Here is a 22,707-nt window from a genome sequence, read left to right on the forward strand (position 1 = left end):
GGTTAGGAAATGCGAGTATTGGCGTGGCGAGCGAAAAAGTCTCCATGATGACCGACGAAGTGCCCTCTCCTTCGGAGTTCATGCGCATGCGGCGCCCAGAGCAGTTTTCGGACAGCTCTGAACGCTCGCTCTATCGTTTGTCGCGGGACGTCCTGGAACAACGATTGGAGAACCTTACTGCACGCAACGACATGCAGGCGTTCGAGCGGTTCGCGAAGGCTCTCTGCGAGCGCTTTGTCTGTCCGTTCCTCAAGCCGGCAACGGGTCCGGAAGGTGGGGGAGATGGCAAGGTCGATACCGAGAGCATCAGGACTGCCGAGGAGGTCGTCGAGCGCCACTTCGATGGTCGCGCTGACCGCGGCACCGAGAGGTGGGGTTTTGCTTTCAGTACCAAGAAGGATTGGAAGGCAAAGGCACGCGCTGATGTGGCTGGGATGGTCGCAACTGGGCGAGGCTACAAGACGGCATTCTTCGTCACATCTCGTTACGCGCGATCAAAAGATCGCTCTGAGATGCAAGATGCGCTGGCAGCCGAACATGGCATCTTGGTGGAAATCCTCGACCGGAATTGGATTGTCGACAACGTCATTGAAAAGGATGCCCGCGATCTCGCCTATATCCATCTCGGCATTGGCGAAAAGGTCGAGGAATCGAAGATTGGGCCGCGCGACAGGGAACGCCGGGAACGGTTGGCGTCGTTGGATCGTGACCTCGAAGCTCCCGACCAGGCAGCGGACGCGCCGCTGGCCGTAGTGAAATGCGCGCTGGACGCCGCAATCGTGTCCCGAGAACTGGAGCGACCACGATATGAGACTGACGGGCGCTTTGAGCGTGCCATACGGCTCGCCGACCGCCATGGAGCGGACCGACACAGCCTCGCGGCGCGCTACGAGAAGCTTTGGACGGCACTGCACTGGTTCGACGACATTGGGGCCGTCCGCGATGGCTATCGCGACATTGAGGAGCGCGCCCTCGCTCTTAATCACGCATCCGCAATCGAGAGGGTCACGAACCTGCTTTTCGGGCTGTCAGGACCGTTTGCCCAAGGCACCTCAGACGGTGCGGCTGTTGACGTACAAGCCGCATGGGAACGTCTGGAAGCCAGTCTTGAGGCGATGTGGAATGACGAGAGCCGGCCCAACAACAGGCTGACCGCCCGGACGCTTCTGTTGATGCGTGGCATTATGGTGGACCTTGCAGCCAGAGACTTGAGTTCGATCGAAACACGACTATCGCAGATCATCGAAATCATCGACGCCGCCCGCGGATTGATGGAGTATGACTTTGATCGCCTAGAGCAGCTCGTGGAAATGCTCGGCGAGACGCTCGGAGGAAACGGAACGTTGTCCCGCGTCGTCGACCATCTTGGCGACGCGCTTCAACAACGGCGCGGTGAGACGGCACTTGGCATGCTTTTCTTGCGCCGCGCTCGGCAACTTGACATCGAACGGGATCGGTTCGAGGTCATCCGCCGCCTTGGCACCGCTGTCGAATGCCTGACAAAGGAAGAGCACCTCGATGAGTTGGTGGAAGCGGCATACCTGCTCGCTGTAGCCTACCGCGGGGCCGGGCTACCATGGGCGGCTAGAGCCACCGCTTTGTTCGGTCTATCAGCAATCGTGATACAAGCCGAAAAGTCGTCGGTGCCCCCGAGTGAGATACTTCCCACATTCCTCCTGTTGGGATGGATCGATCTGGAACTTGGTCTTGTCGCGGAGCTACTGGACGTCGTCGCAGTCTCACGCGGCATCCTTGCATCGTTGCCCTTTGACGAAGATTCGAAGAATAGAGCACGCGAAACACTTCAGACTTTCGACTTCTCGCTCGGAGGCCAATTCCTGAATGCTCGGGAGGCCGATCTGTCAGCCTTCCAGAGCTTGCCCGATGTCCTCATGGCAATCGAGTTACCGGCAGCATCCACTTGCCTCTTATATGCTCTTGGCCACGAAGACGAAGCTCTCGGCCCGGCGATCGAAGATCGCGAAACAAATCTTGAAATGCTTGCTCAGCTTTCGGCGCAGCCCGCTTGCGCCCTGCCTCGCCATGGCCTGATCGGAGAATTCGACGGTCCATTCGCCTTTACCACGGATGTCCTCGGGCTGCAGCTGACGATCTCCGGCGACAAGGGAGCGAGATGCGCCTTGGTTGCGCAACTCCTGATCTCAATGGCTGAAACGCTTCTGGCGACCGGTTTCGAAGCCGGCTTCGCCGCACATCGCGAGCGCTACGAGGTGCTTGTAGTGTTGAGCGATGTGATTGCGGCTCCTTGCCCGAAGTTTGACGAGACCGCGTCGCAGGGCCTGCTCGAATGGCCAGCCGATTGGAATCCGGCTGAGCCAAGGACAGCATCTGATGCGCGAGATGCATTGCTGACGACAGTCGCCTACATCATTGGCCAGACCTGCATCTTAAAGGACGGGCCCGGGTCGCTTGAGACGCTCCTCGACAGCGATACGGCAATCAGCCGGATCATGACTTCGCTCGGATTGGGTGTCAGCATGAGCCGGGTATTGAAGGAGACCCCGGTAACGCCCGCCAGCATCGCGGATCATTTTCGTGCTGATCCCCCAAGGTCTTTTCCTTTTCGAGCGGTTCTTCCATTGCCCGAAGTTTCCGCGCCAGAAGGACCGACGTCAAATGACACGACGGATCAACCATTCGGGGTAATACGCAGCCATCGAGAACTGAAGACCCGATCTCTCATTGACGTCCCGCTCTGGAACGCCGCGAAATGGAGGGGTGTCGCGGTAATGAAGCTGTCACCTGTCGGTCTACCCATTCTGGCTTTGATGTTCGAGAATTCTGATGCAGGTTATCGCATCTTCGAAGCCTGGCGGGAGAGGCTGGGGTCGGAAGATGAGGCCGGTGAACTCCTGGTGACTATCGTGACAGACCTGCCGGGTCGTCCGAGACCGCACTACGCCGTCATTCTGACGACCAACATGGAAGCGCGGCCGGTGATCGGCGAGATGTTTTTCGTGGTCGCGAGATCACTGATCATGGAGCCGAGTTCGGGAGAGAACCTGCAGCTATTCCTCCGTGATTGGGGGCGCAACGGAGCTTTCCTGATCGGCGGCGCTTCAATGCCCCAGGGTGCCAGGCCACCCGAACTCCGGAAGGAAACCACGATCCTCAAGAGGCACCTGCGGGTGGTGCGGTACGAGGATCTGGAAGAATACGAAGTCGGTTTTCTTGGTGGCTCGACGGGTGTTTAGATCGTCCCATGCTTTTGGGTCGGTCACATCCGATCCTGCCCCCTCCGATACCGCCATTCCCGCGGCGCTTCGCGCCCGCCCTCGTCGCGCCGCCGGTACCGCTCCCAGCCGTTCGCCTTGAGGTAGGCTGAGACGCGCATCTGGTCGCCGCGGGTCCAGCGGGCGGGTTCGAGCCCGATGGCCTCCTCAAGGATCTCGCCGACCGACACGTCGGCCAGCGGCTCCGGGCGCGGAACGCTCTCCGTCCGGGAATTGCCGTAGTCGGGGAAGCCGTCGGAGACGGTGCGGATCTCGTGGGTCAGCCAGTGTTCGATCAGGTCGTCCCAGGCGTCGGACTGGTAGCGGCGGCCCTGTTCCTCGCGGGCTTCCTCCAGCAGCGCAGGGTCGTCGATCCACCAGATCGCGCCGGCGCGGAAGCGGTGGACGGCTTCGGCCCAGAGCTGGTCCCGGTCGCGGGCGAGCGCCGCGATGTCGATGGCGCCGCAGCGGAGCGGCCAGAAGCGACGGTTGCCGGTCTCGTCGCGCAGATAGGTGTCGGGGTTCACAGTGCCGGCGAAGACGCACTGGCGCGGCACCTCGACTGTGTAGCGGCCATAGGGCGGGCGGAAGCGGTCGGTGGTGCGCGTCAAGAACGCCTTGATGCGCGAGACCTCGGCGCGGCCGATGGCGTCGAGTTCAGCGATCTCGACGATCCAGACACCCTGCATGTGCAGCGCCGCGTCCTTCGACCCGAGCTCCGGCAGCTCGTCGGTAAACCATTCCTCGCCGGCCAGCACCTTGATCGCGGTGGACTTGCGCGCGCCCTGCGGGCCTTCGAGGATCAGCATGTGGTCGGCCTTCACACCGGGACGGTAGATGCGGGCGACGGCCGAGATCAGCCAGAGCGCGCCGATGGTGTGGTTGAACGCCGTGGGTTCCGCGCCGAGATAGGTGCTGGTCCAGGTCTCGATCCGGGGCGTGCCGTCCCATTTCAGGGTGTCGAGCCAGTCACGGACGGGATGGATGCGCAGTTCGCGGGCGACGGCGCCGACGGCGCGGCTGACGACCACCGGCGCCACGTTGATGCCGCGGAGTTGCAGCCATTCGGCGGTGCGGATGTCGTCGGCGTCCTCCCAGGGGCGCGGGAGCGAGGCAGCGGCGCCGTCCCACGGGAGTGGCTGACGCACTACGATCTCCTGCCCGAATTCATCGAAGGCGAGCACGCCGGCGAAGGCCGGATCGGAGGTCAGCGCCACGATGACATTGGCCTCGTTGCGCTCGGGCGCACCGGCCAGATCGAGCCTGAGGCGCCTGAACCAGGTGGGCTTCGGGATCGGCGCATTCGGATCGCCGGTGGCGTTTACGCGGCGGCGGAGCTCGGCCAGTTGCTGGGTCAGGACCGACATGCCGATACCGGTCGCGGACTTGATCCGCGCGATGACCTGCCGCTCGGGCAACGGGTCGAGTTTCGCCAGCGCGATGCGCCCCAGCAGCGTGGACAGCGCTTCGAACTCGGGCGGATTGGTCAGTGCCTCGGCCGCGGCGATCAGGGTGGCGGGATCGTCGGCGGAGGCGACGATGGGCGTGGCCGTCTCGGCGTCGACCGGGTCCGCGGGCTGCGGCTCCACCGTGGCGTTTGCCTCACGCGCGTAATCCTCGGCGCGGGCGCCGCGCAGCAGGTCGTCGTTGAAGTCGTCGCCATGCAGCGGCGCGACGATCTCGTTCGGGATGTCGGCCCGGTTCAGGCGGTCCGAGAGCGTCGCGGCCGCCTGGCAACCGGCGTCGCCGGCATCGGCATAGATGGTGATGCGCCGGGTGCCCTCGGACCACTGGAACCGCGCCAGACCGTCGGCCGACAGTGCTGCCCAGACAGATGTGCCGAATAGCGCGTGGGCAGCGAGTGCCGTCTCGATCCCCTCGGCGATGCCAATGTGCCCGTCCTCCGGCATCGGGAAGAGCCGGACCACGCCATCCTTCACGCTGCCAAGCATCTTCTTGCCCGCGGGCGCCTTGGCGCTGCCGTCGTCGAGCAGGAAGGTACGGTGGATGCCCGGCGCGCGCTCCCCGTCCGACAGCCGCAGGATCGCGATGAGGCCGGGCCAGCCGCGGCAGCTGTGGAAGTCCGGAAGATCGGGATGGAACAGAAGGTCGGGCGAGCCGGGATCCGAGACGCCGCGGGCGCGCAGATAGGTCTCGCCAGGCGTACCGGCGATCGGCACGGCCCCGTCGACCAGCCGCGCGATCTCGGCAGAGTGATCCGGGCGCGCGCGCATTGGCGAAGCCGGCACGGGCCGCCGCGCGGGATGGTCTATCCCCGCAAGCCGCGCCGCCTCATCGAAGAGCGCGCCGTCGCAGAGGCCGGTCGCCTGCGCGATGAGGTCGATGGGACCGGCCCGCTCGCCAGTGGCGTAGTCGAATCCCCAGCCGGCATAGGGTCCGTCGAGATGGATGGTGCAGGAGCCCTCCTTGCGCGCCGGTCGACCGGAGAGGTCTGCGCAGCGCAAGGAACGGCGGTCACGTGCAAGCCGGGCTTGGGGAAAGAGCCCCGGCAGCCAGTCGGCGGCCGTGCAAGCAAGCCGCTCCTTCACCGCCGCCAGATCGTGCCGGGTCTTCGGGACCGCGATGTCGTTCAGGTCGATCATCGCGCCCCTCAGGCCAGAAGGACGAGCCCGCGCTCGGCCCGGGTGATCGCGGTGTAGAGCCAGCGGCGCCGGTCGATCTCGGTGCGGCCCAGCCCGTCGTCCCAGACGATCACGTTCTCCCACTGCGAGCCCTGCGCCTTGTGGGCCGTGATCGCCCAGCCGAAGGTCGCCTCGGTCAGCAGGCGCTTCTCCTTGTAGTCGCGGTCATGGCGCTTGTTGTCGTAGGCGACATGGTCCTCGAAATGCCCCTTGTAGATGTGCAGCCGGCCCGGGCGCCCGTCCTCATAGGGCTCGCCGATGTGGCGCCCGTCCTCTTCATGGACGACGGCGGAGAAGTAGAGGCTGCCCTCGTCGACGATATCCTCGAGCGTCACGAACATCCCGTTGATCAGCCCGAGATCGTTCTGGTTCTTGAGACAGATGATCTTCTCGGACGGTCCCGTGGGCAGCCAGGTCCCGCCGAGCCCTGCGGCCGCGCGCATGGCGTTGTTGATCTGCAGCCGCGTGGCGTTCAGCCCGCAGATCAGCTGGCCGCCGCGGAGTGCTTGCTCGGGCGTGATGTCGCCCTTGCGGAGCTTGGCGACATGATCGTCGTAGACGCCGAAGCCGATCGGCCGGCCCTCGCGCGCCATGGTGGCGAGACGGATGATCGCGCTCTCGGCCGCCTGGCGGTGGATCTCGGTCAGCATCACGTCCGGCTCGTCGCGGGTGAAGGCGCCTTCGCCCCGGATCGGCGGCAGCTGGCCGGGGTCGCCGAGCACGAGGATCGGCTTGCCGAAGCTCATCAGGTCGCGCGCCATCTCCTCGCCGACCATCGACACCTCGTCGAGCACGATCAGCCGGGCGTCCGCCGCGTCGCTCTGCGGGTTCAGCGCGAAGCGCGGATGCTTCATTGCCGAGAGCCCCTGGCGCATCGCCTCGATCGCGGCATCGGCCGTGGTGCGCGCGAACCCGGTGAGGCGAAGCACTTCGCGTTCGGCCAGCGCGATCTTCCGGGCGGCTTCCTCGATGTCCTCCTCGGTCGCCTCGATCACCGAGTAGATCAGGCTGTGGATGGTGCGCGCCGGCGTGCCCTTGCGGGTCAGCACCAGCGCGGCCTTGCCGGTGAAGGTGGCGGTGACGACGCCGGGCACGCAGCGGCCGTCCTTCGCGCTGCGGTGTGGCGAGAGGCCGAGCTCGTCGAGCGCGAATTTCAGCACGGTGGTCTTGCCGGATCCGGCATAGCCGAACAGGCGGAACACCTGCTGCTGCTCGGTTCGGGTCTCGAACCACTCCTTGATCTCGCGGATCGCGGCGGCCTGCGTGGCGGATGGGGTGAACTCGGTCATGGCTGGGGTATCTCCACTGCGTAATCCTTGACGATCCCGCCGCGGGTCGGATCGCCCACCTCGCACGGACGGACGAAGACCCGGCGCCCGTCGGCCAGCTGCCGCCAGTGACCGCGGCGGATGTGCCAGCGCGGGCTGGCGTGACTGCCGCCCTGCGGCGGCGTCGCCGCGCGCAGGCGCGCCGGATCGATGGCGACCTGGCGCCAGACCCATCCGCGCACGCCATCGCGGGACAGACGGGACCGTTTCGCGAGCGACACCTTGCGGTCGCGGATTTCCGGGGACGCGCCGAGGATGGTCAGCGCGCGCCAGACGATCCCCGCGGCGACTTCGCCGTGACCGCGGACCGTCTCGTCGCTCCGCTCGGCCGGGTTGCCCTCGATCTCCGCCTTGCCGTCCGGATGCATCCAGATCCGCACCAGGCAATCCGTCCAGCCGCGCGGCGCCCGCTTGCGCATGAGGAACGTGGCCTCGACGATGTCGCCGTCGGCGCGGGCGCAGACGATCAGGCCCGAGGGAGACGCGCGCTGCTCGCGCACCTCGAAGATCACGGACGGATGCGGCAGCTGAAGCGGGCCGGTAAAGACCCGGGTCATCGCGCGGTCGACGATTTCGCCATCGAAGGCGGCCTGATCGTCGAAGAAATAGATCGGCGCGAACTCCGCCGCTCCGAGAAGGTCGGAGCACCAGAACCGCTCGTGATGCGCGCGCACGATCCGCTTGAGCTCATAGGCGTCGGGGATCATGGCCGCTCACTCCAGCATCGTTTCGCCCAGGCGCAGGGGGCGTGCCACTTGCCGGCCGCCATGCCGCCGCGGCAGAGGACTGCGGTGGGCTCGGCCGCGGCGCGCGGCAGCCATTCCCCGGCCTCGGAGGCCCGCACCACGGCGACGGCGCGGTCCGACATCTCCTGCGCGAGATGCGCATCGAAGGGCACGAGCTCCGCGTGCAGCTCCATCGTGTCGCGGTTCAGCGCGGTGAAGAGCGCCGGGGCCGTCAGCTCCATGTAAGCCTGATAGAGGGCGATCTGCGCCGCATACACGGGGCGCGCGAGGCTGACGCCGCGCTTGACCACGTCCTTCCAGCTGGCCGCGCCGAGCGCTTTGTTCTCCCAGAGCGCGGGATAGTCCATCGCGACCGGGCCTGAGACGAAGCAGCCGTCGATATGGCCCTTGAAGCGGCCGCCGAGGGCCTCAAACCCGAACTGGCGGCCGTCCGGGCGCTCGGTCCGCAGGTCGAACCCGGCGATCCGGAACCAGCCCGCGACGATGTCCTCGGCCCGGTGGCCCGCCTCGAAGATGCGCAGCGTGCGCGGCGCGAACTCCTGGCCTTCGTCCTTCGGGACCGCGAGGAAGTCGTACTGGATCTGGCGCAGGCAGTCGCGGCCGAGACCCGAGGAGCTGACATAGGTGCGCGGACGCTCGGCGCGGTGGCGCGCGGATAGCGCCGTGTCGATGGCGGCGGACACGGCTTCCGCGATGTGCGTGCGTGGTGCGCTGGCGCCGTAGAGGCAACCCGAGCCATGGTTGAGGTCGATCATCGCTCGCGCTCCCAGAACCCGCCGGCCTGCGCGGTGCAGGTCAGCTTGTGGAACTGCGCGTCCGTCAGCCGGGCGCTGTCACTGAGGCGCGCGAGCTTCTCGCGGAGGCTGTCGCAGAACTCGATCTCGAAATCGGTGACGGCGTTCTCGGTGGCCGCCTCGAGCAGGTGCTTCCAGCTGCAGGACGCGGTGTCTTCGTTCAGGTCGATCATCGCGCGCCCCCTCAGAACGGAATGGGGTCGTCGAGGGCCGTGCCGGTGCGCTCCCTGCGCGCGGCCTGGTCCTGCATGCTGTCGACGTAGCCGGTGACCGCCGCCTCGATCAGGCGGTCGATGTCCTCGGCGCTGCGATGAAAGAAGGGCTCCATGAGCCCGAGGTGGGTGAGCGCTTCAGCGAAGGCCGTCCGCGCATCGCGTATCGCCTGCGCCTCGCGCGCGGTCTTGTCGATCATGCCGTTGTTCCTTTGGGCGATGGCGCTGCCCACGTCCTGACAGCGGCGCGAGCAGAAGCGGTGATAGGGGTGGCGATCCCAGCGGAGGCCGTGGCAGTAGCCGAAGCCGCGCGCCTCGCGGGCGCAGACGGCGCAGAGCGCTACCCGAGCAAGAAACTCGCGATCGGGTCCTCGGGCGGCCAGCCCGCCCTCGGGAGCTTTTCGGACTGGAGCACGATCCAGCGCGAGATCGCGTTGCTGGCCATGGCTTCGAGGTCGCCGAGGCTGAGGCTTGCGATGGGGCGTGCAGTCTTCCTCGGGCCTCGAGCCATCGTCCGATCTCCAGTGCCGCCTCGCGCGTGACATGCGCCTGCCATTCATCCGGGGTTATCGGCCCGGCAGGATCGCACCGGGCCACGGGCCGCGGCGAAGGCCGGTTTGACCTCCGCCGCGACGCTGCCGACCGCGCTTCAGCCATTGAGCCAGGCGGGCATACCGGTCGCCGGCGCTCCGCTCGGCGCGGTGGGCGGGGACGCCGGCGGCTGCTGGGCGGGCGGGTGCTGCGGGGGCTGCTGCGGAGCCGGCGCCTGCGCACCCCAGGCCGGGGCCGCGGACGGCGCTTGCGGCTGCGCACCCCATGCCGGCGCGGGCGCCTGCCATCCCGGCGCCGGCGCGCTCGCGGCTTTGCGCGGCGGGGCGTTGACGGGCTCCGGGGGCACGGCTTCGCCGCGCATGATCGATGCGTGCTGCGGCTCGTCGGGCAAAACGACGTTCGCGATCCGGTTCTGGTCGCGGTATTGGGGGTTGGAGGCGGGCTCCACCATGATCCGCGCGGCGAAGACGATGCCGTCGAGATGCTTGAGCCCGGGAAGCACCCGCTTGGCCTTGGCGTCGGGGCTCTCGTCCCTGGGATCGAGCCCGAGAGCGCTGTCGACCATGGCCCGAAAGGTGGATTTCGAGATCTTCCAGCCAATGGACTGGCCCTTCTCGTCGACCTTGCCGCCCGCCACGGTGAAGCTCTGCCAGAACTTCCGCCGGACATGCGGCCCCTCGAGGATGGTGAACTCGCAGTCCAGCATCTTCGCATCGCTCGACTGCGAGGCCTTCAAGAGCTTGGCGTCCATCGGGGTGGCGCCGTCGACGCCGCCGGGGCGCACGGTCAGGCGGACCCTGGCGAAGGTGCCGTCGGGGATCAGCTCGCCGATGGGGGCCATCTGCGGCTGGGCGTCGTTGAGATCGTAGCTCATGGGTCTGTCCTTTGCGTCTGGTTCAGGAAGTGGTGGCGGGGTGAGCGGGGGCGCGGCCGTCGATCTTGGCGATCAGCGCGCCGAGATCGGGCGCCTCCGTCGTGTCGAGACGACCGGAGCGGTCCTTGGCGGGAAGGCCCCAGGGGTTGCCGGAGCGGCAGACGAGGCGGCGTTCGGCGGAGGTCTCGTCCAGGGTCCAGTCGCCCTTGGCGTCGCGGCCGAAGAGCTGCATCGAGACCACCTGATCGACGATGCCCGGCAGCTCGCGCCCGGCCTTCGTGCCCTCCATCTGCGGCTGCCATGTCGTCGCGCCGAACTCGTCGGTGACCTTCTCGAGCACGCCGACGAAGATCACCGTCTTGCCGCGGGCGTGCTGCAGGTGCTTGAGCGCCTGGATCACCTCGCGACCCAGAAGCCCGTAGGCGCCGCGGACATCCGGCTTGCCGGTCCGCTCTGAGAAGGCCTCCGGCTGCTGGCGGGCATAGGCCATGGCCTGCCGCGTCAGATCGGTGATCGAGTCGACGAAGACGATCCGCTTTCGCGCGAGGAAATCCTCGATGCCGGTGCCGAGATACTGCTGCTGCAGCCAGGCGTGATACTCGGCGCCGTACCAAGACTGCGGATGCTGCGCCGGGTCGTGCCCGCCGATCAGCACGACGAGGTCGCGGAAATCGGTGAAGCTGCGCACCGGGATCGAGTCCCCGCGCCAGTCCTGCACCGATTTCATGCCGGCCTCGAGGTCGAGGCAGACGGTGTCCTCGGCGGGCAGGGATTTCAGGAGCGTTGTCTTGCCGACGCCGGGTGGGCCGAAGATGGCGAGGGAGGTCTTGTTTTCGGCGGCCGAGAGCCGTTCGTCGGCGGTGATGATGCGGAAGGCCATGAGGTTCTCCAAGGTGTGATTTCAGGGTGCGCGGCGGCGGGGGTGACCGGGTGCCGAAGGGGAACCTGCCCGGCGTTGCCGCTCGGGCGTCCCGCCGCCGCGCGTCACCGGTCTCGAGCCTCGAGCCGGAAGACGGGTTTGCCGGTGGTCTCGCTGCGCGCGTCCGCGAAGCCCTCGCGCATCGCCGCGGGCCAGGCGCCGTAGCGCCGCTCGGGCACGCGATAGGCGATCTCGAGATACTCGGCCGGGTCGTCGCCGACGGCGCGGATCCGCTCGGCCATGGCGGCAAGCCGGTCCTGATCCCAGGAAACCTTCTTCGGTAGGTCGGCGACGATCACGACGCCCTCGTCCTCGACCCGCACCGTGCCGCTGGTTTTCCCCTGAGCGGCCCGCTCGGCCGCGGCGGCGGCCTCGTAGCGCTGCGCAATGCCGGCCTCGAGCCGGTCGCGCAGCCGCTTCACGCGGGCGGTCTCGGCGAGCGCCGTCGTCTGCAGATCCAGCAGCATCTCGGGCGGCAGCGCCGCGATGTCGCCGAGGGCGAGGCGTCCCAGATCGTTGAAATGCGGGGCGTTGTCAGGGTGCGGCATGGCGGGGTCTCCGTTGGAAGGGAATGGCTGAGCCATCACGCGGCGCGCTCTTCGAGGAGCAGCGCCGAGAGCGAGGGAGCGGCGGCCTTCGGTCTGGGCCGGGCGACGGCGATGTAGGCGAAGCGGTCGGGGCCCACGCGCTCCTGCACGAGGTGGACGAGGCCCTTCTCGAAGGCGCCCAGCGCGGCCTGACCGAGATCGGCAAGCTGACGGCGCTCGGGCTCGGGCAAGGTCGAAATCACCGGCGTGACATCGATCCCGAGAAAGCCGCAGTGGTACTCGATCCTGGTGCCAGCCTCGGCCTGTGCGATCCAGGCGTAGAGTTCGACGTCAGTGAGCCGCGGCCTCGCCACGCGGGCGCCGATTGGGGTTGCGGCGACCATCAGCACAGCCGCGCAGTCCGCTGGTGCGTTGCACCATGACCGGTGTCTCGCGCTGGGTCCGCGGTCAGACGGCGGGGCGTGTGACCGACGCGCGCGACGGCCTCGCTGATCTTCAGCGCAAGCTGAAGCTGGCTCTGCTCGAAGGCCTCGATGTCGGCGAGCCGGTAGAGCACGCGCCCGCCGAGCTTGAGGAAGGCAGGTCCCTGGCCGCCGTAGCGCCAACGCTCGAGCGTCCGGTGGGAGATTCCCCAGCGCCGGGCCAGCTCTTTCTGGTTCAGGCAATGCCTCTGCAGCATCGGTGTCTCCTCTCGTTGTCGAGGAGACCATGCGAAATTCCGCTGTGGGATGTCGTCAGGATCGGCGGGGGATGCGGAGGGGGATCAGTCGGCGCTTGCAGGACTGGCGTTTGGCCGCTGGCGGGGCGCCGTCATCCCCCACCATCCCCCACTCGTCCCCCTCCCGATCCCACGGAGGACCGGGCAGAAGGGGATCGCTCAGTCGAGATTCAGACGGTAGCCGCCACGCCGGTCGGAGCGGATCAGATGCCGCCAGTCCTTCTGCGACTTGAAAACGTCGGCCATGCGCAAGCTCTTAGAGCCGGCGCGCGACAGGATCGCCTTGCCGTTCTGCCAGGGCTCTCCAGCCTGCGCGGCCTCGTGCAGCGCGCGCACGACTTCCGCCTGGATCGGTCCCAGCTTGAACCGGCATCCATTGCAGCGGACCTCGAAGTAGTCGGCCGAGTGGATGAAGGTGGCCTCTTCCATCGGCTGTCCACCCGGAGAGAAGCCAGTCTCGATCTCGAAACGGTCGCGTTCGTCCCGTCTTAGGAGGAGATCACCGATCATGACGAGGACAGGCTGCGCATCGCCCCAGGTCGTCGCGTAGTCGGCCTTCGGCGTCCGGAAGTTCTTGAGATGGACCTCGCCGCATCGGAAGAGCTGGAAGACATCGCGGGCGTGGAGATCGAGCAGACCGCTATAATGGCTCTGTTCGTGCGGCAATCGGTAGGGTTCACCGTCGGCGGCTTCTTCATAGTCGCCAAACTCGATCGGCACACCGAACACGCGCACCGACAGACGGAGCTTGTCGTTCTCAGCGAGGTAGATCAGGTCCGCTTCCGTGATCTGCCAGCGCTCGAGGATCTCGGGGAGCGTGAAGTACGATTTGTCGATGTGCATTCACTGCCCTCCGCGCCGATTCCCGTGTAAGATGTTTACCTTCTGTTCTTATTCGCTTGACGGGCTTCGATCAATCCGATTTTATCCTATTTCATCCACAGATGGGTGGGGATGACATGACCGAGCACCACACGCTTTCCGACCGCCTCAGAGCCCGGGCCAATCAGCTCGGCATCAGTCCTGCCCACGTCGCCGAGATGGCTGGCGTGAACCGTTCCTTCGTCTACGACATCCTCCGTGGCCGTTCAGCCCGCCCCGGCATAGACCGGCTGGCAGAGGTCGCCCGCGTGCTGAAGGTCGATCGCGACTGGCTGATCCACGGCATTGGCGAGGTGGAGGGGAAGCCCCCCTTCTTGGACAATCCTGACGACGCCTTCGTGGCCATCGCCCACGCCACCCCGCGCCCCGCGATGGGCGGTGGTGCAGTCGTGACCGAGGACGGCGACACCCCCGGCCGCGTCTATCACTTCCGCCGCTCCTGGATCCGGAACAGCCTGAAGGCCAGCCCGTCGCAGTTGCGGATCATGCATGTTGAGGGCGACAGCATGGCGCCGACGCTGTTCAGCGGCGACGCGGTGCTGGTCGACATGGCCCGCCGCGCGCCCAACCCGCCCGGCATCTTCGTGCTGGACGACGGGATGGGGCTGGTCGCCAAGCGGCTCGAGCACATCCCCAATAGCGACCCGCCCGCGGTGCGCGTCATCTCCGACAACAAGCACTACCCCGAATACGAAAGAACGGCCGACGAGATCCACATCGTCGGCCGCATCCGTTGGTTCGCGCGGGAGTTATAGCTGTGGCAGGTGACGGAGAGTTGGATGATCTGTTCGAGCTGGCGGGCTGCTGCTTTCGGGATGCCATGAGGGCCGTCGATATCGAGGCATTCTTCTCCAGACGCGACATCCCACTTGCAGAAGGGACCAGCAAGAAGACGGTTGCACAGAATACCCTTGCAAGCCTTCCGCCAACAAAGGCGCTGGCTCTGGTCCTCGAGTTTGCACGAGAACGGCGCGATATCGGCCTACAGGACCGGGTGTACCTCCTGCAGGACAAGGACCAAACGGAGATCTCCGCGGTCACTCGCGACCGGGTGGCCGATCGCCTTGGTGCCGGGATCCATGGACAAGGCATTCGTCCGGACGTGATCGAGGAGCTATTCGATCTGAGTTCGCCTGCGGACTTCTTCGACGGCCCCACCAAGATCGAAGAGCTCAGACAACACGCGACTGGCGCGGCCCCGTTGTGGAACGCGAAGGAGGTCTTCGAATTCATCGGGGCCATAACATGTCCTTCTAGGAGGTTCGCGCAGCTGATCGAGACCGTTTTGGATCCCCGGTTTCGTGATGCCGACGACCAGGCTGCGCTGGCAGCGGACTTGACCCGCATCCTGCAGCTCGATGGTTACGAGGTTGCTCAGACAGGAGAGGTCTCGGGCCGCGCAACATTCTCGGTACGCCCCGTTCGCCGCGGCGTCGACGGGCGGCCGAAGAACCTGATCTTCGCTTCCAACGGACCAAAGCCGAGGCTCGGGTTCTCGGATGCGATCGACAACGAAGTCGTCGTGCTCGAGCATGCCGACAGCTGCCTCATTTACGAGCGCCCCATCGGCAATGGGTTGTCATGGCTCGACTTGGTCCGTTGGTGGATGGAGCAAAAGGGGCTCGCCGACCTCGCTGAGGCACGCACCAGCCTCGGGCGGCGTCTACTTGCTTCGCTTGACGACGGTCCTGAGCAGGAATTCTTCAAGGCGTACTTCCGCAATTTCGCTGAGCGACTTGGAGACCAGCTGCCGGCGCTCATCCCGCAGGTTTACCTGCACTACGATCCGGAGATCGCGAGGCGTCTCGCGGACAAACGCGTTCTGTTCCGGCAGCGCATGGACTTTCTGATGCTCTTGCCTGGCCGACAGAGGATCGTCCTCGAGATCGACGGCAAGCACCACTATGCGAAAGGTGAGCGCGCCGATCCCGGTCTGTACGCCGAAATGGTTGCGGCTGATCGAAACCTTCGCCTCCGCGGCTACGAGGTGTTTCGATTCGGGGGCTCAGAATTCTCTCACCCGAAGGGATCGATGCAGGAATCTGTCGACGAGCTTGTGAAGTCATTCTTCGAGGAGCTGTTCGTCGTCCATCGGGTAGGATAGAGCATCCCAAGAACACCGCAGAGTTACGCAGCACTCCCCTAAGCATCTGAAAGTAATTGTTTTCGGGGTGCTTGCGGGTAGCGTTTCTCCCATGAGAAACGCGCCGACATATCCGCGGCTGGGCTCGAACCCGCTGCCGCCCGACCAGATGACCCCCGCCGAGCGACGCGCCGAACTGTGTAGACTGCTGGCGCTCGGTCTGGTCCGATTGCGGCTGCGGGAGCGCGGTGAACCTTCTGACGAGACTGGAGAAATTCGCCTACACTCTCCGGCCGACCGATGCCGTCATGCAACTCCAACTGACCGGAGAACCGCATGACGACCCACGATCCCATTCCCGCCCGCCTGGCTGCGCTGAAGACCGCCACGACGCTGGAACTGAAGGCGCAGTGGCGCGACCTGTTCGACACCGAGCCGCCGCCGTTCAACCGACGCTACCTCGAGAGCCGGCTGGCCTATCGGATCCAGGAGCTGGCCTATGGTGGCCTGAAGCCCGAGACGATCCGGCGGCTTGAACGGCTGGGCGAAGAGCTCGACGGCGGCGACCGGAAGAAGAGCCGGATGCGCGCCGACACGATGCCCATCGCCGGCACGCGGCTGATCCGCGAATGGCAAGGTGTCGAGTACATCGTCACCGTCACCGCCGACGGCTTCGAATGGCGGGGACGGCCCTACAAGTCGCTGTCTGCCATCGCCCGTGCCATCACCGGCACGCGCTGGAACGGCTGGGTGTTCTTCGGCATGAAGAACCGGAGTGCGCGGAAATGACGAAGGCGCAGGCAAAATCAGGAATGATCCGCAAACAGCGTTGCGCGATCTACACGCGCAAATCCTCCGAGGAAGGGCTGGAGCAGGAATTCAACTCGCTCCACGCACAACGGGAGGCCTGCGAAGCATTCATCGCCAGCCAACGCTCTGAGGGCTGGGTGCTGGTCCGCGATCAGTATGACGACGGCGGCATCTCCGGCGGCACGCTGGAGCGTCCCGGACTGAAGCGCCTGCTGGAAGACATCGAGGACGGGCTGGTCGACGTGGTCGTGGTCTACAAGATCGACCGCCTCAGCCGCTCGCTCGCCGACTTCGCCAAGCTGGTCGAGGTGTTCGACCGCAACGGCGTGACCTTCGTCTCTGTCACGCAGTCATTCAACACGACCACCTCAATGGGTCGGCTGACGCTGAACATCCTGCTCAGCTTCGCACAGTTCGAGCGCGAGGTGACGGCCGAGCGCATCCGCGACAAGGTCGCCGCCAGCCGGAAGAAGGGCATGTGGATGGGCGGGGTGCCGCCCTACGGCTATCGGGTCGAAAACCGCAAGCTCGTCATCGACGAAGAAGCCGGCGACCACGTCCGCTGGATCTTCGCCCGATTCCTCGAGATCGGCTCGGGGACGGAACTGGCGCGCGAGGTCGGCAAGCGCGGCATCTGCACGCCGCGGGGCAACCGGATCGACAAGAAGTACCTCTACCGGATGCTGAACAACCGCGCCTATATCGGCGAGGCGGTCCACAAGGGCGACTGCTACCCCGGCGAGCACGACGCGATCATCGACCGCGAGACATGGGACCGTGTCCACACCATCCTGCAGGAGAGCCCCCGCAAGCGCGCGGCCCGCACACGCGCTGATACGCCCGCGCTGCTGAAGGGACTGCTGTTCGGCCCCGATGGCGCAGCGTTTTCGCCGACGCACACCCGCAAGGGCGACAAGCTCTACCGCTACTACGTCAGCCAGACGGTGTTGAAGCATGGGGCCGGATCCTGTCCGGTCGGCCGGGTCCCCGCGGCCGAGATAGAGACCGCCGTCATCGACCAGCTGCGCGCCGTGTTCCGCCAGCCAGAGATCGTTGCGGGGACATGGAAGGCGGCGCGTGCCCACGACGGCGACATCACCGAGGCTGACGCCCTCGTGGCCCTGCAGCAGCTCGACCCGCTGTGGGACGAACTGTTCCCCGCCGAGCAGTCGCGCGTCGTGGCGCTGCTGGTTGAACGGGTCGACATCGGTACGGGCAGCCTGAACGTTCTGCTACGCGTTGACGGCCTTAGCGGCCTCGCCCGCGAGATGCTGGCTGGCGGCATCGAGGCGGCCGCATGACCAGCAGGACGCAGATCCCGGACACCGTGACGCTCAACGTGCCGTTCCGGGTCGTGAAGCGTGGCGGGCGGAAAGAGATGCAGCTGCCAGACGGTGCCGTGCAGCCGCGCCGGACAGACAGCACCCTCGTCAAGGCGCTGGCCCGCGCGTTCCGCTGGAAGCGGATGCTCGAATCCGGGGAGTTTGCCACCATCGTCGAACTGGCCGAACGGGAGGGCATCGCGCCCTCCTACATGACCCGCGTCCTGCGGCTCACGCTGCTCGCGCCTGACATCATCGAGGGCATCTTGGACGGGAAGCAGGGGCCGGAGGTGACGCTCGCGAAGGTGCTGGAGCCGTTCCCGCTCACATGGCAGCATCAGGCGCTGCATTTTTCTCTGTAGGATGAAAACTGCACATTGAAGGATTGACTCGAGGGAGCGGTCTCGCTTAGATCTCTGTATATCGCCTTACAGAGGATTCTTTCATGCGGCTTGCGGAGCTCTCGGACATTCACTCCGGCTACACGGCGCGCGGCAGGCTCGATCCGCTGCCGGAGGGTGGCGTGCCGGCGCTGCAGCTGCGTGACGTGGGAACGAACGGCGAAGCGCCTGGCCCTGACTTCCAAAGGTACGACCTCGGCAAACTGTCCGAACGATACTTCGTCCACGGCGGCGAGGTCGTCTTTCGCTCGCGTGGCGAGCCGAACGCTGCAGCTGCCATTTCCGGTCCGCTGCTGGAGCCCGTCGTGGTCATCGTCCCGTTGGTGATCGTTCGCCCCGACAGGGACCGAGTTCTCCCCGAATACTTGGCATGGGCCATCAACCAGCCCGACGCGCAGCGCAGGCTCGGTGCGGAGGCACAGGGCACAAGCCTCAGGATGATCCCGATGGCGGCCCTCGAAGACCTCGAGATCGCCGTGCCCGACCTGTCAACGCAGAGACGCATCGTCGAACTCGATGCTCTTGCACGGCAGGAGGGGCAACTGCTCCGGCAACTCGCCGCTCGCCGCGAAGAACTCGTAAGCGCCATTCTCGGCGATGCCGCGAAGGCCGCCGATCAGAAGGAAATTGCCTGATGACCGATCAGATTACCCAACAGCAGATCAACCAGACCGCCTGGGCGGCCTGCGACACCTTCCGGGGCGCCGTCGATGCCGGCCAGTACAAGGACTACATCCTCGTGATGTTGTTCCTGAAGTACATTTCGGACCTCTGGAACGACCACGTCGAGACCTACCGCAATCAGTACGGCGGCGACGAGGCCCGCATTCGCCGGCGCCTCGAGCGCGAGCGTTTCATCCTGCCCGAGGGCGCCAGCTTCTACGACCTCTACGCCCAGCGGAACGAGGCCAACATCGGCGAGCTGATCAACATCGCGCTGGAGAAGATCGAGGACGCGAACCGGGCCAAACTCGAGGGCGTCTTCCGCAACATCGACTTCAACTCCGAGGCAAATCTCGGACGCCCGAAGGACCGGAACCGCCGCCTCAAGAACCTCCTCGAGGACTTCGCCAAACCCGCACTCGACCTGCGCCCGTCGCGGGTGACCGAGGACATCATCGGCGAGTGCTACATCTACCTGATCTCGCGTTTCGCCTCGGACGCCGGAAAGAAGGCGGGCGAGTTCTACACGCCGACGGCCGTATCGCGTCTGCTGGCCAAGCTGGCGGCGCCTCAGCCCGGCAACACGATCTGCGACCCCGCCTGCGGGTCGGGCTCGCTGCTGATCCAGGCCTCGCAGGAGGTGGGATCCGAGAACTTCGCCCTCTACGGGCAGGAGGTGAACGGAGCGACCTGGGCGCTGGCCCGCATGAACATGTTCCTGCACGCCAAGGACGCCGCCCGCATCGAATGGTGCGACACGCTCAACAGCCCGGCGCTGGTCGAGGGCGACCACCTGATGCGCTTTGACGTGGTGCTCGCCAATCCGCCCTTCTCGCTCGACAAATGGGGTGCGGAAGACGCCGACAGCGACCAGTACAAGCGGTTCTGGCGCGGCGTGCCGCCCAAGTCCAAGGGCGACTACGCCTTCATCACCCACATGATCGAGATCGCCAAGCGGCAGTCCGGCCGCGTGGCGGTGATCGTGCCGCATGGCGTCCTGTTCCGGGGCGGGGCCGAGGGGCGCATCCGCCAGCAGCTGATCGAGGAAAACCTTCTCGATGCCGTCGTCGGCCTGCCTGCCAACCTGTTCACAACCACGGGGATCCCGGTCGCCATCCTGATCTTCGACCGCTCGCGCGAGGAAGGCGGCGCAAATGCGGATCGGCGCGACGTGCTGTTCATCGACGCCAGCAAGGAGTTCACACCGGGCAAGACCCAGAACGTAATGGACGATGCGCATGTGGCGAAGGTGCTGGAGACCTACGGCACCCGCGCCGAGGTCGAGCGGTATTCGCACCGGGCCAGCCCCGAGGAGATCGCCGAGAACGGCTTCAACCTTAACATCCCCCGCTACGTCGACACCTTCGAGCCGGAGGAAGAGATCGACATCGCCGCGGTGCAAAAGGACATCCTGCGGATCGAGGCGGAGCTTGCCGACGTCCGGGCGAAGATGGCCGGGTATCTGAAGGAGCTCGGCGTCGATGTCTGATGGCGAAATCATCCTCTACAACACCGACGACGGTCAGGCGGAGATTCAGTTCCGAGCCGTCGATGGGACTGTCTGGCTCAGCCAGTTGGAGATGGCGGAGCTCTTCCAGACAACGAAGCAGAACATCAGCCTGCACGTGCGCAACATCCTTGCCGAGGGTGAGCTGGACCAGGAGTCAACGGTCAAGGAATACTTGACAGTTCAAGCTGAGGGCAAACGGCAGGTGAAGCGGTCGGTGACCGTGTACCGGCTCGAGATGATCCTTGCGGTCGGGTATCGCGTGCGCAGTCCCCGTGGAATTCAGTTCCGCCGGTGGGCGACCTCGGCACTGAAGGAGTATCTCGTCAAGGGCTTCGTCATGAATGACGAGCGCCTGAAGGATCCCGCTTGGGACTACTTCGACGAGCTGCTCGAGCGGATCCGCGACATCCGGGCGTCCGAGGCGCGGTTCTATCAGAAGGTCCGCGACATCCTCGCCCTGAGCGAGGATTACGACGTCAAGTCGCCGACCGTGAATACCTTCTATGCGACGATCCAGAACAAGATGCTCTACGCGGTCACCAGCCACACGGCGGGCGAACTGATCCGCGCCCGGGCCAACCCTGACCAGCCGAACATGGGGCTGACGACCTGGAAGAACGCCGACAAGGGGCGCCCCCTGCGCAAGTCCGACGTCGGCACGGCCAAGAACTATCTCGGCGAAGCCGAGATCCGGGAGCTCAACCTGATCGTCGAGACCTTCCTGAACACCGCCGAGCTGCGGGCCACGCGGCGGCAGACTATGCGGCTGGCCGAATGGGAAGGCGTGCTCGACACCTTTCTGACCTCGAACGAACTGCCGAAGCTGCAGGGCGCCGGTTCGATCTCGGCGGACGCCGCAAAGCGCATCGCCCACGATCGCTATGAAGCATTCGACGCCAAGCGAAAGGAGGCCGCGCGGCAGGTTGCGGCCGAGGTCGACGACCTCGAGGAGCTCAAGCGCATCGCCGACGCCGCGAAGGCCGGGAAAAAGGACCGTGGCGATGCGTGATGCTGCCTCAAGCTTCTCATCTGTCCCGCTGGCCCAGCTCATCCAGAAAGGCCGCAAGATTACCTACGGTATTGTCCAACCCGGCGAGTTCGTCGAAGACGGCGTTATCTTGGTGCGCGGCCGAGACTATTCCTCCGGGTGGCGCGATCTCAGTGGTTTCATGCGTGTGACGCCTGAAATCGACGCGCCTTACAAGCGCTCGAAGCTGAAGTCCGGCGACCTTGTATTGACAATTGTTGGTGCGAATACCGGGACAGTCGCGGTTGTTCCCGCATGGCTCGAGGGTGCAAACATCACTCAGACCACCGCTCGAATTGCTGTTGACCCCATGAAAGCCGTGCCCGACTATGTCGAGCAGGTCTTGCGATCAGCAATCGGGCAGGAAGCAGTATACCGTTTCCAAAAGGGTGGAGCGCAACCTGGCCTCAACCTCGCCGACGTTGAAAAGTTCGAGATACCGGTCCCGCCAATCCCCGAACAGCACTGCATCGCGAATGTGCTTCGGACCTGGGATGAAGCGCTCGAGAATCTCTCCGCCCTCCACGCAGCGAAGGACCAACGCCTCGTCGGCCTTCGCGCAGCCCTGTTGTTCGGAGAGCTCCGCCTGAACGGTCAGCGGCGCAACTGGGCGCCGACGCGCCTAGGCGCGGTGACCCATGAATTGACAAAACGGAACGGGGCCAAGGGGCTGGGCCGGGACTTTGTCATGGGCGTCACGAAGGCCGAAGGCGTCGTCCCGATGCGAGAGCAGACCATCGCCGGCGACATCAGCCGCTATAAGCGCCTGCCGCCCCGCGCCTTCGCCTATAACCCGATGCGCATCAATGTCGGCTCCATCGCGATGAACGAGCGCGAGGACGAGGTGCTTGTCAGCCCCGACTATGTCGTCTTCGCCTGCAACGCGGACGGGCTCGACCCCGACTACCTCGACCACCTGCGCAAAACGTCCTGGTGGGCCCACTACATCAACAGCGGCGGCTCGGGCAGCGTGCGGCAGCGCACCTACTACGATGACCTCGCCGCGTTAAAATTACCCCTGCCGGAACTGGACGAGCAAAAGGCCATCGCCTCCGTCCTGAACACCGCGCGCGCCGACCTGGCCGCAACAGGGCGCGAGATCGAGGCCGTCACGCTGCAAAAGCGCGGCCTAATGCAGAAGCTCCTGACAGGCGAATGGCGCGTGCCGCTCGACCCCTCCGAACGCTCCGCAGCTACCGAGGAGACCGAACATGCCGGATAAGAAGAACTACTGGACCCAGCAGCGCCCGGACGGGGAGTGGGAGTCCAAGCGCGAAGGCGCGACGCGCGCCAGCAAGGTCACGGACACCCAATCCGACGCTTGGGCGCATTCGCGCGAGAAAGCCGCTGAAACCAAGGGGGAGGCCTTCCTGAAGGGCCGCGACGGCAAGATCCGTGAGCGGAACACCTACGGAAAAGACCCCTATCCGCCGAAAGGGTGAC

23 protein-coding genes are annotated in these 22,707 nt (G+C 65.6%); 11 read left to right on the forward strand and 12 right to left on the reverse strand.

The annotated features are described in order from the left end of the window. The first annotated feature begins 44 nt into the window (after nucleotides 1-44). Nucleotides 45-3,215: a hypothetical protein gene (locus MLD63_RS13945; protein ID WP_255330522.1), complete on the forward strand. Its 3,171-nt coding sequence runs from the start codon at nucleotides 45-47 to the stop codon at nucleotides 3,213-3,215. 23 nt (nucleotides 3,216-3,238) lie between these two features. Here the strand turns inward: MLD63_RS13945 and MLD63_RS13950 are convergent, their stop codons facing one another. The 12 genes from MLD63_RS13950 to MLD63_RS14005 form a co-directional block, all read right to left on the reverse strand. Beyond that, nucleotides 3,239-5,836: a VapE domain-containing protein gene (locus MLD63_RS13950; RefSeq protein WP_255330523.1), complete on the reverse strand. Its 2,598-nt coding sequence runs from the start codon at nucleotides 5,834-5,836 to the stop codon at nucleotides 3,239-3,241. Nucleotides 5,837-5,844: 8 nt separating this feature from the next. After that, nucleotides 5,845-7,164 (reverse strand): ATP-dependent DNA helicase, encoded by a 1,320-nt coding sequence (locus MLD63_RS13955; protein ID WP_255330525.1) that lies wholly within the window; start codon nucleotides 7,162-7,164, stop codon nucleotides 5,845-5,847. Continuing rightward, nucleotides 7,161-7,910, reverse strand: a complete 750-nt coding sequence (locus MLD63_RS13960; RefSeq protein WP_255330526.1) for a hypothetical protein — start codon at nucleotides 7,908-7,910, stop codon at nucleotides 7,161-7,163. The genes MLD63_RS13955 and MLD63_RS13960 overlap by 4 nt, the downstream gene beginning before the upstream one ends. Continuing rightward, nucleotides 7,907-8,704, reverse strand: coding sequence for a hypothetical protein (locus tag MLD63_RS13965; RefSeq protein WP_255330527.1), 798 nt, complete (start codon nucleotides 8,702-8,704; stop codon nucleotides 7,907-7,909). The genes MLD63_RS13960 and MLD63_RS13965 overlap by 4 nt, the downstream gene beginning before the upstream one ends. Continuing rightward, nucleotides 8,701-8,916 carry a hypothetical protein gene (locus MLD63_RS13970; RefSeq protein WP_255330528.1) on the reverse strand — a complete coding sequence of 72 codons (216 nt, stop codon included), beginning with the start codon at nucleotides 8,914-8,916 and terminating at the stop codon, nucleotides 8,701-8,703. Before MLD63_RS13970 ends, MLD63_RS13965 begins: the two co-directional genes overlap by 4 nt. An 11-nt stretch (nucleotides 8,917-8,927) precedes the next feature. Next, nucleotides 8,928-9,155, reverse strand: a complete 228-nt coding sequence (locus MLD63_RS13975; RefSeq protein ID WP_255330529.1) for a DUF6511 domain-containing protein — start codon at nucleotides 9,153-9,155, stop codon at nucleotides 8,928-8,930. A gap of 449 nt (nucleotides 9,156-9,604) precedes the next feature. Continuing rightward, complete coding sequence (locus MLD63_RS13980; protein WP_255330530.1) at nucleotides 9,605-10,381, reverse strand: hypothetical protein; 777 nt, start codon at nucleotides 10,379-10,381, stop codon at nucleotides 9,605-9,607. Nucleotides 10,382-10,403: 22 nt separating this feature from the next. Next, on the reverse strand, nucleotides 10,404-11,261 hold the full coding sequence (locus tag MLD63_RS13985; protein ID WP_255330531.1) for an ATP-binding protein: 858 nt from the start codon (nucleotides 11,259-11,261) through the stop codon (nucleotides 10,404-10,406). 104 nt (nucleotides 11,262-11,365) lie between these two features. After that, nucleotides 11,366-11,848: a hypothetical protein gene (locus MLD63_RS13990; RefSeq protein WP_255330532.1), complete on the reverse strand. Its 483-nt coding sequence runs from the start codon at nucleotides 11,846-11,848 to the stop codon at nucleotides 11,366-11,368. Nucleotides 11,849-11,883: 35 nt separating this feature from the next. Further along, nucleotides 11,884-12,231, reverse strand: coding sequence for a hypothetical protein (locus MLD63_RS13995; RefSeq protein ID WP_255330533.1), 348 nt, complete (start codon nucleotides 12,229-12,231; stop codon nucleotides 11,884-11,886). Then, nucleotides 12,231-12,527 carry a helix-turn-helix transcriptional regulator gene (locus tag MLD63_RS14000; protein ID WP_068767861.1) on the reverse strand — a complete coding sequence of 99 codons (297 nt, stop codon included), beginning with the start codon at nucleotides 12,525-12,527 and terminating at the stop codon, nucleotides 12,231-12,233. The genes MLD63_RS13995 and MLD63_RS14000 overlap by 1 nt, the downstream gene beginning before the upstream one ends. A gap of 198 nt (nucleotides 12,528-12,725) precedes the next feature. Beyond that, entirely contained in the window at nucleotides 12,726-13,409 is a 684-nt protein-coding gene (locus MLD63_RS14005; RefSeq protein ID WP_255330534.1) for a hypothetical protein, read from the reverse strand. Nucleotides 13,410-13,525: 116 nt separating this feature from the next. On the opposite strand from MLD63_RS14005, the gene MLD63_RS14010 reads away from it, so the two are divergent. The 10 genes from MLD63_RS14010 to MLD63_RS14055 all read left to right on the forward strand — a co-directional run bounded on the left by MLD63_RS14010 (nucleotide 13,526) and on the right by MLD63_RS14055 (nucleotide 22,706). Continuing rightward, the gene (locus tag MLD63_RS14010) at nucleotides 13,526-14,203 is read left to right on the forward strand and encodes a LexA family transcriptional regulator (protein WP_255330535.1); all 678 of its coding nucleotides are present in this window, start codon (nucleotides 13,526-13,528) and stop codon (nucleotides 14,201-14,203) included. 20 nt (nucleotides 14,204-14,223) lie between these two features. Next, nucleotides 14,224-15,552 (forward strand): AbiJ-related protein, encoded by a 1,329-nt coding sequence (locus tag MLD63_RS14015; protein WP_255330536.1) that lies wholly within the window; start codon nucleotides 14,224-14,226, stop codon nucleotides 15,550-15,552. Between the two features lie 315 nt (nucleotides 15,553-15,867). Beyond that, on the forward strand, nucleotides 15,868-16,320 hold the full coding sequence (locus tag MLD63_RS14020; RefSeq protein WP_255330537.1) for a DUF2924 domain-containing protein: 453 nt from the start codon (nucleotides 15,868-15,870) through the stop codon (nucleotides 16,318-16,320). A gap of 23 nt (nucleotides 16,321-16,343) precedes the next feature. Then, nucleotides 16,344-17,642: a recombinase family protein gene (locus tag MLD63_RS14025; RefSeq protein WP_439957669.1), complete on the forward strand. Its 1,299-nt coding sequence runs from the start codon at nucleotides 16,344-16,346 to the stop codon at nucleotides 17,640-17,642. Then, nucleotides 17,639-18,025, forward strand: coding sequence for a ParB/RepB/Spo0J family partition protein (locus MLD63_RS14030; protein ID WP_255330539.1), 387 nt, complete (start codon nucleotides 17,639-17,641; stop codon nucleotides 18,023-18,025). Before MLD63_RS14025 ends, MLD63_RS14030 begins: the two co-directional genes overlap by 4 nt. 83 nt (nucleotides 18,026-18,108) lie before the next feature. Next, on the forward strand, nucleotides 18,109-18,699 hold the full coding sequence (locus tag MLD63_RS14035; RefSeq protein WP_255330540.1) for a restriction endonuclease subunit S domain-containing protein: 591 nt from the start codon (nucleotides 18,109-18,111) through the stop codon (nucleotides 18,697-18,699). Further along, nucleotides 18,699-20,216: a type I restriction-modification system subunit M gene (locus MLD63_RS14040; RefSeq protein WP_255330541.1), complete on the forward strand. Its 1,518-nt coding sequence runs from the start codon at nucleotides 18,699-18,701 to the stop codon at nucleotides 20,214-20,216. Before MLD63_RS14035 ends, MLD63_RS14040 begins: the two co-directional genes overlap by 1 nt. Then, the gene (locus tag MLD63_RS14045) at nucleotides 20,209-21,246 is read left to right on the forward strand and encodes a virulence RhuM family protein (protein ID WP_255330542.1); all 1,038 of its coding nucleotides are present in this window, start codon (nucleotides 20,209-20,211) and stop codon (nucleotides 21,244-21,246) included. Before MLD63_RS14040 ends, MLD63_RS14045 begins: the two co-directional genes overlap by 8 nt. Next, the gene (locus tag MLD63_RS14050; protein WP_255330543.1) at nucleotides 21,239-22,486 is read left to right on the forward strand and encodes a restriction endonuclease subunit S; all 1,248 of its coding nucleotides are present in this window, start codon (nucleotides 21,239-21,241) and stop codon (nucleotides 22,484-22,486) included. The genes MLD63_RS14045 and MLD63_RS14050 overlap by 8 nt, the downstream gene beginning before the upstream one ends. Continuing rightward, the gene (locus MLD63_RS14055; RefSeq protein WP_255330544.1) at nucleotides 22,476-22,706 is read left to right on the forward strand and encodes a DUF2188 domain-containing protein; all 231 of its coding nucleotides are present in this window, start codon (nucleotides 22,476-22,478) and stop codon (nucleotides 22,704-22,706) included. The genes MLD63_RS14050 and MLD63_RS14055 overlap by 11 nt, the downstream gene beginning before the upstream one ends. Nucleotide 22,707: the final 1 nt, after the last annotated feature.

The organism is Paracoccus albicereus (genome assembly GCF_024359525.1).
Classification (GTDB): Bacteria; Pseudomonadota; Alphaproteobacteria; order Rhodobacterales; family Rhodobacteraceae; genus Paracoccus; species Paracoccus albicereus.

Bases quoted from the DNA above. Each gene is read 5' to 3' on its own strand.
- MLD63_RS13945 (WP_255330522.1), top strand. From the start codon at position 45: ATGATGACCGACGAAGTGCCCTCTCCTTCGGAGTTCATGCGCATGCGG.
- MLD63_RS13950 (WP_255330523.1), bottom strand. From the start codon at position 5,836: ATGATCGACCTGAACGACATCGCGGTCCCGAAGACCCGGCACGATCTG.
- MLD63_RS13955 (WP_255330525.1), bottom strand. From the start codon at position 7,164: ATGACCGAGTTCACCCCATCCGCCACGCAGGCCGCCGCGATCCGCGAG.
- MLD63_RS13960 (WP_255330526.1), bottom strand. From the start codon at position 7,910: ATGATCCCCGACGCCTATGAGCTCAAGCGGATCGTGCGCGCGCATCAC.
- MLD63_RS13965 (WP_255330527.1), bottom strand. From the start codon at position 8,704: ATGATCGACCTCAACCATGGCTCGGGTTGCCTCTACGGCGCCAGCGCA.
- MLD63_RS13970 (WP_255330528.1), bottom strand. From the start codon at position 8,916: ATGATCGACCTGAACGAAGACACCGCGTCCTGCAGCTGGAAGCACCTG.
- MLD63_RS13975 (WP_255330529.1), bottom strand. From the start codon at position 9,155: ATGATCGACAAGACCGCGCGCGAGGCGCAGGCGATACGCGATGCGCGG.
- MLD63_RS13980 (WP_255330530.1), bottom strand. From the start codon at position 10,381: ATGAGCTACGATCTCAACGACGCCCAGCCGCAGATGGCCCCCATCGGC.
- MLD63_RS13985 (WP_255330531.1), bottom strand. From the start codon at position 11,261: ATGGCCTTCCGCATCATCACCGCCGACGAACGGCTCTCGGCCGCCGAA.
- MLD63_RS13990 (WP_255330532.1), bottom strand. From the start codon at position 11,848: ATGCCGCACCCTGACAACGCCCCGCATTTCAACGATCTGGGACGCCTC.
- MLD63_RS13995 (WP_255330533.1), bottom strand. From the start codon at position 12,231: ATGGTCGCCGCAACCCCAATCGGCGCCCGCGTGGCGAGGCCGCGGCTC.
- MLD63_RS14000 (WP_068767861.1), bottom strand. From the start codon at position 12,527: ATGCTGCAGAGGCATTGCCTGAACCAGAAAGAGCTGGCCCGGCGCTGG.
- MLD63_RS14005 (WP_255330534.1), bottom strand. From the start codon at position 13,409: ATGCACATCGACAAATCGTACTTCACGCTCCCCGAGATCCTCGAGCGC.
- MLD63_RS14010 (WP_255330535.1), top strand. From the start codon at position 13,526: ATGACCGAGCACCACACGCTTTCCGACCGCCTCAGAGCCCGGGCCAAT.
- MLD63_RS14020 (WP_255330537.1), top strand. From the start codon at position 15,868: ATGACGACCCACGATCCCATTCCCGCCCGCCTGGCTGCGCTGAAGACC.
- MLD63_RS14025 (WP_439957669.1), top strand. From the start codon at position 16,344: ATGATCCGCAAACAGCGTTGCGCGATCTACACGCGCAAATCCTCCGAG.
- MLD63_RS14030 (WP_255330539.1), top strand. From the start codon at position 17,639: ATGACCAGCAGGACGCAGATCCCGGACACCGTGACGCTCAACGTGCCG.
- MLD63_RS14035 (WP_255330540.1), top strand. From the start codon at position 18,109: ATGCGGCTTGCGGAGCTCTCGGACATTCACTCCGGCTACACGGCGCGC.
- MLD63_RS14040 (WP_255330541.1), top strand. From the start codon at position 18,699: ATGACCGATCAGATTACCCAACAGCAGATCAACCAGACCGCCTGGGCG.
- MLD63_RS14045 (WP_255330542.1), top strand. From the start codon at position 20,209: ATGTCTGATGGCGAAATCATCCTCTACAACACCGACGACGGTCAGGCG.
- MLD63_RS14050 (WP_255330543.1), top strand. From the start codon at position 21,239: ATGCGTGATGCTGCCTCAAGCTTCTCATCTGTCCCGCTGGCCCAGCTC.
- MLD63_RS14055 (WP_255330544.1), top strand. From the start codon at position 22,476: ATGCCGGATAAGAAGAACTACTGGACCCAGCAGCGCCCGGACGGGGAG.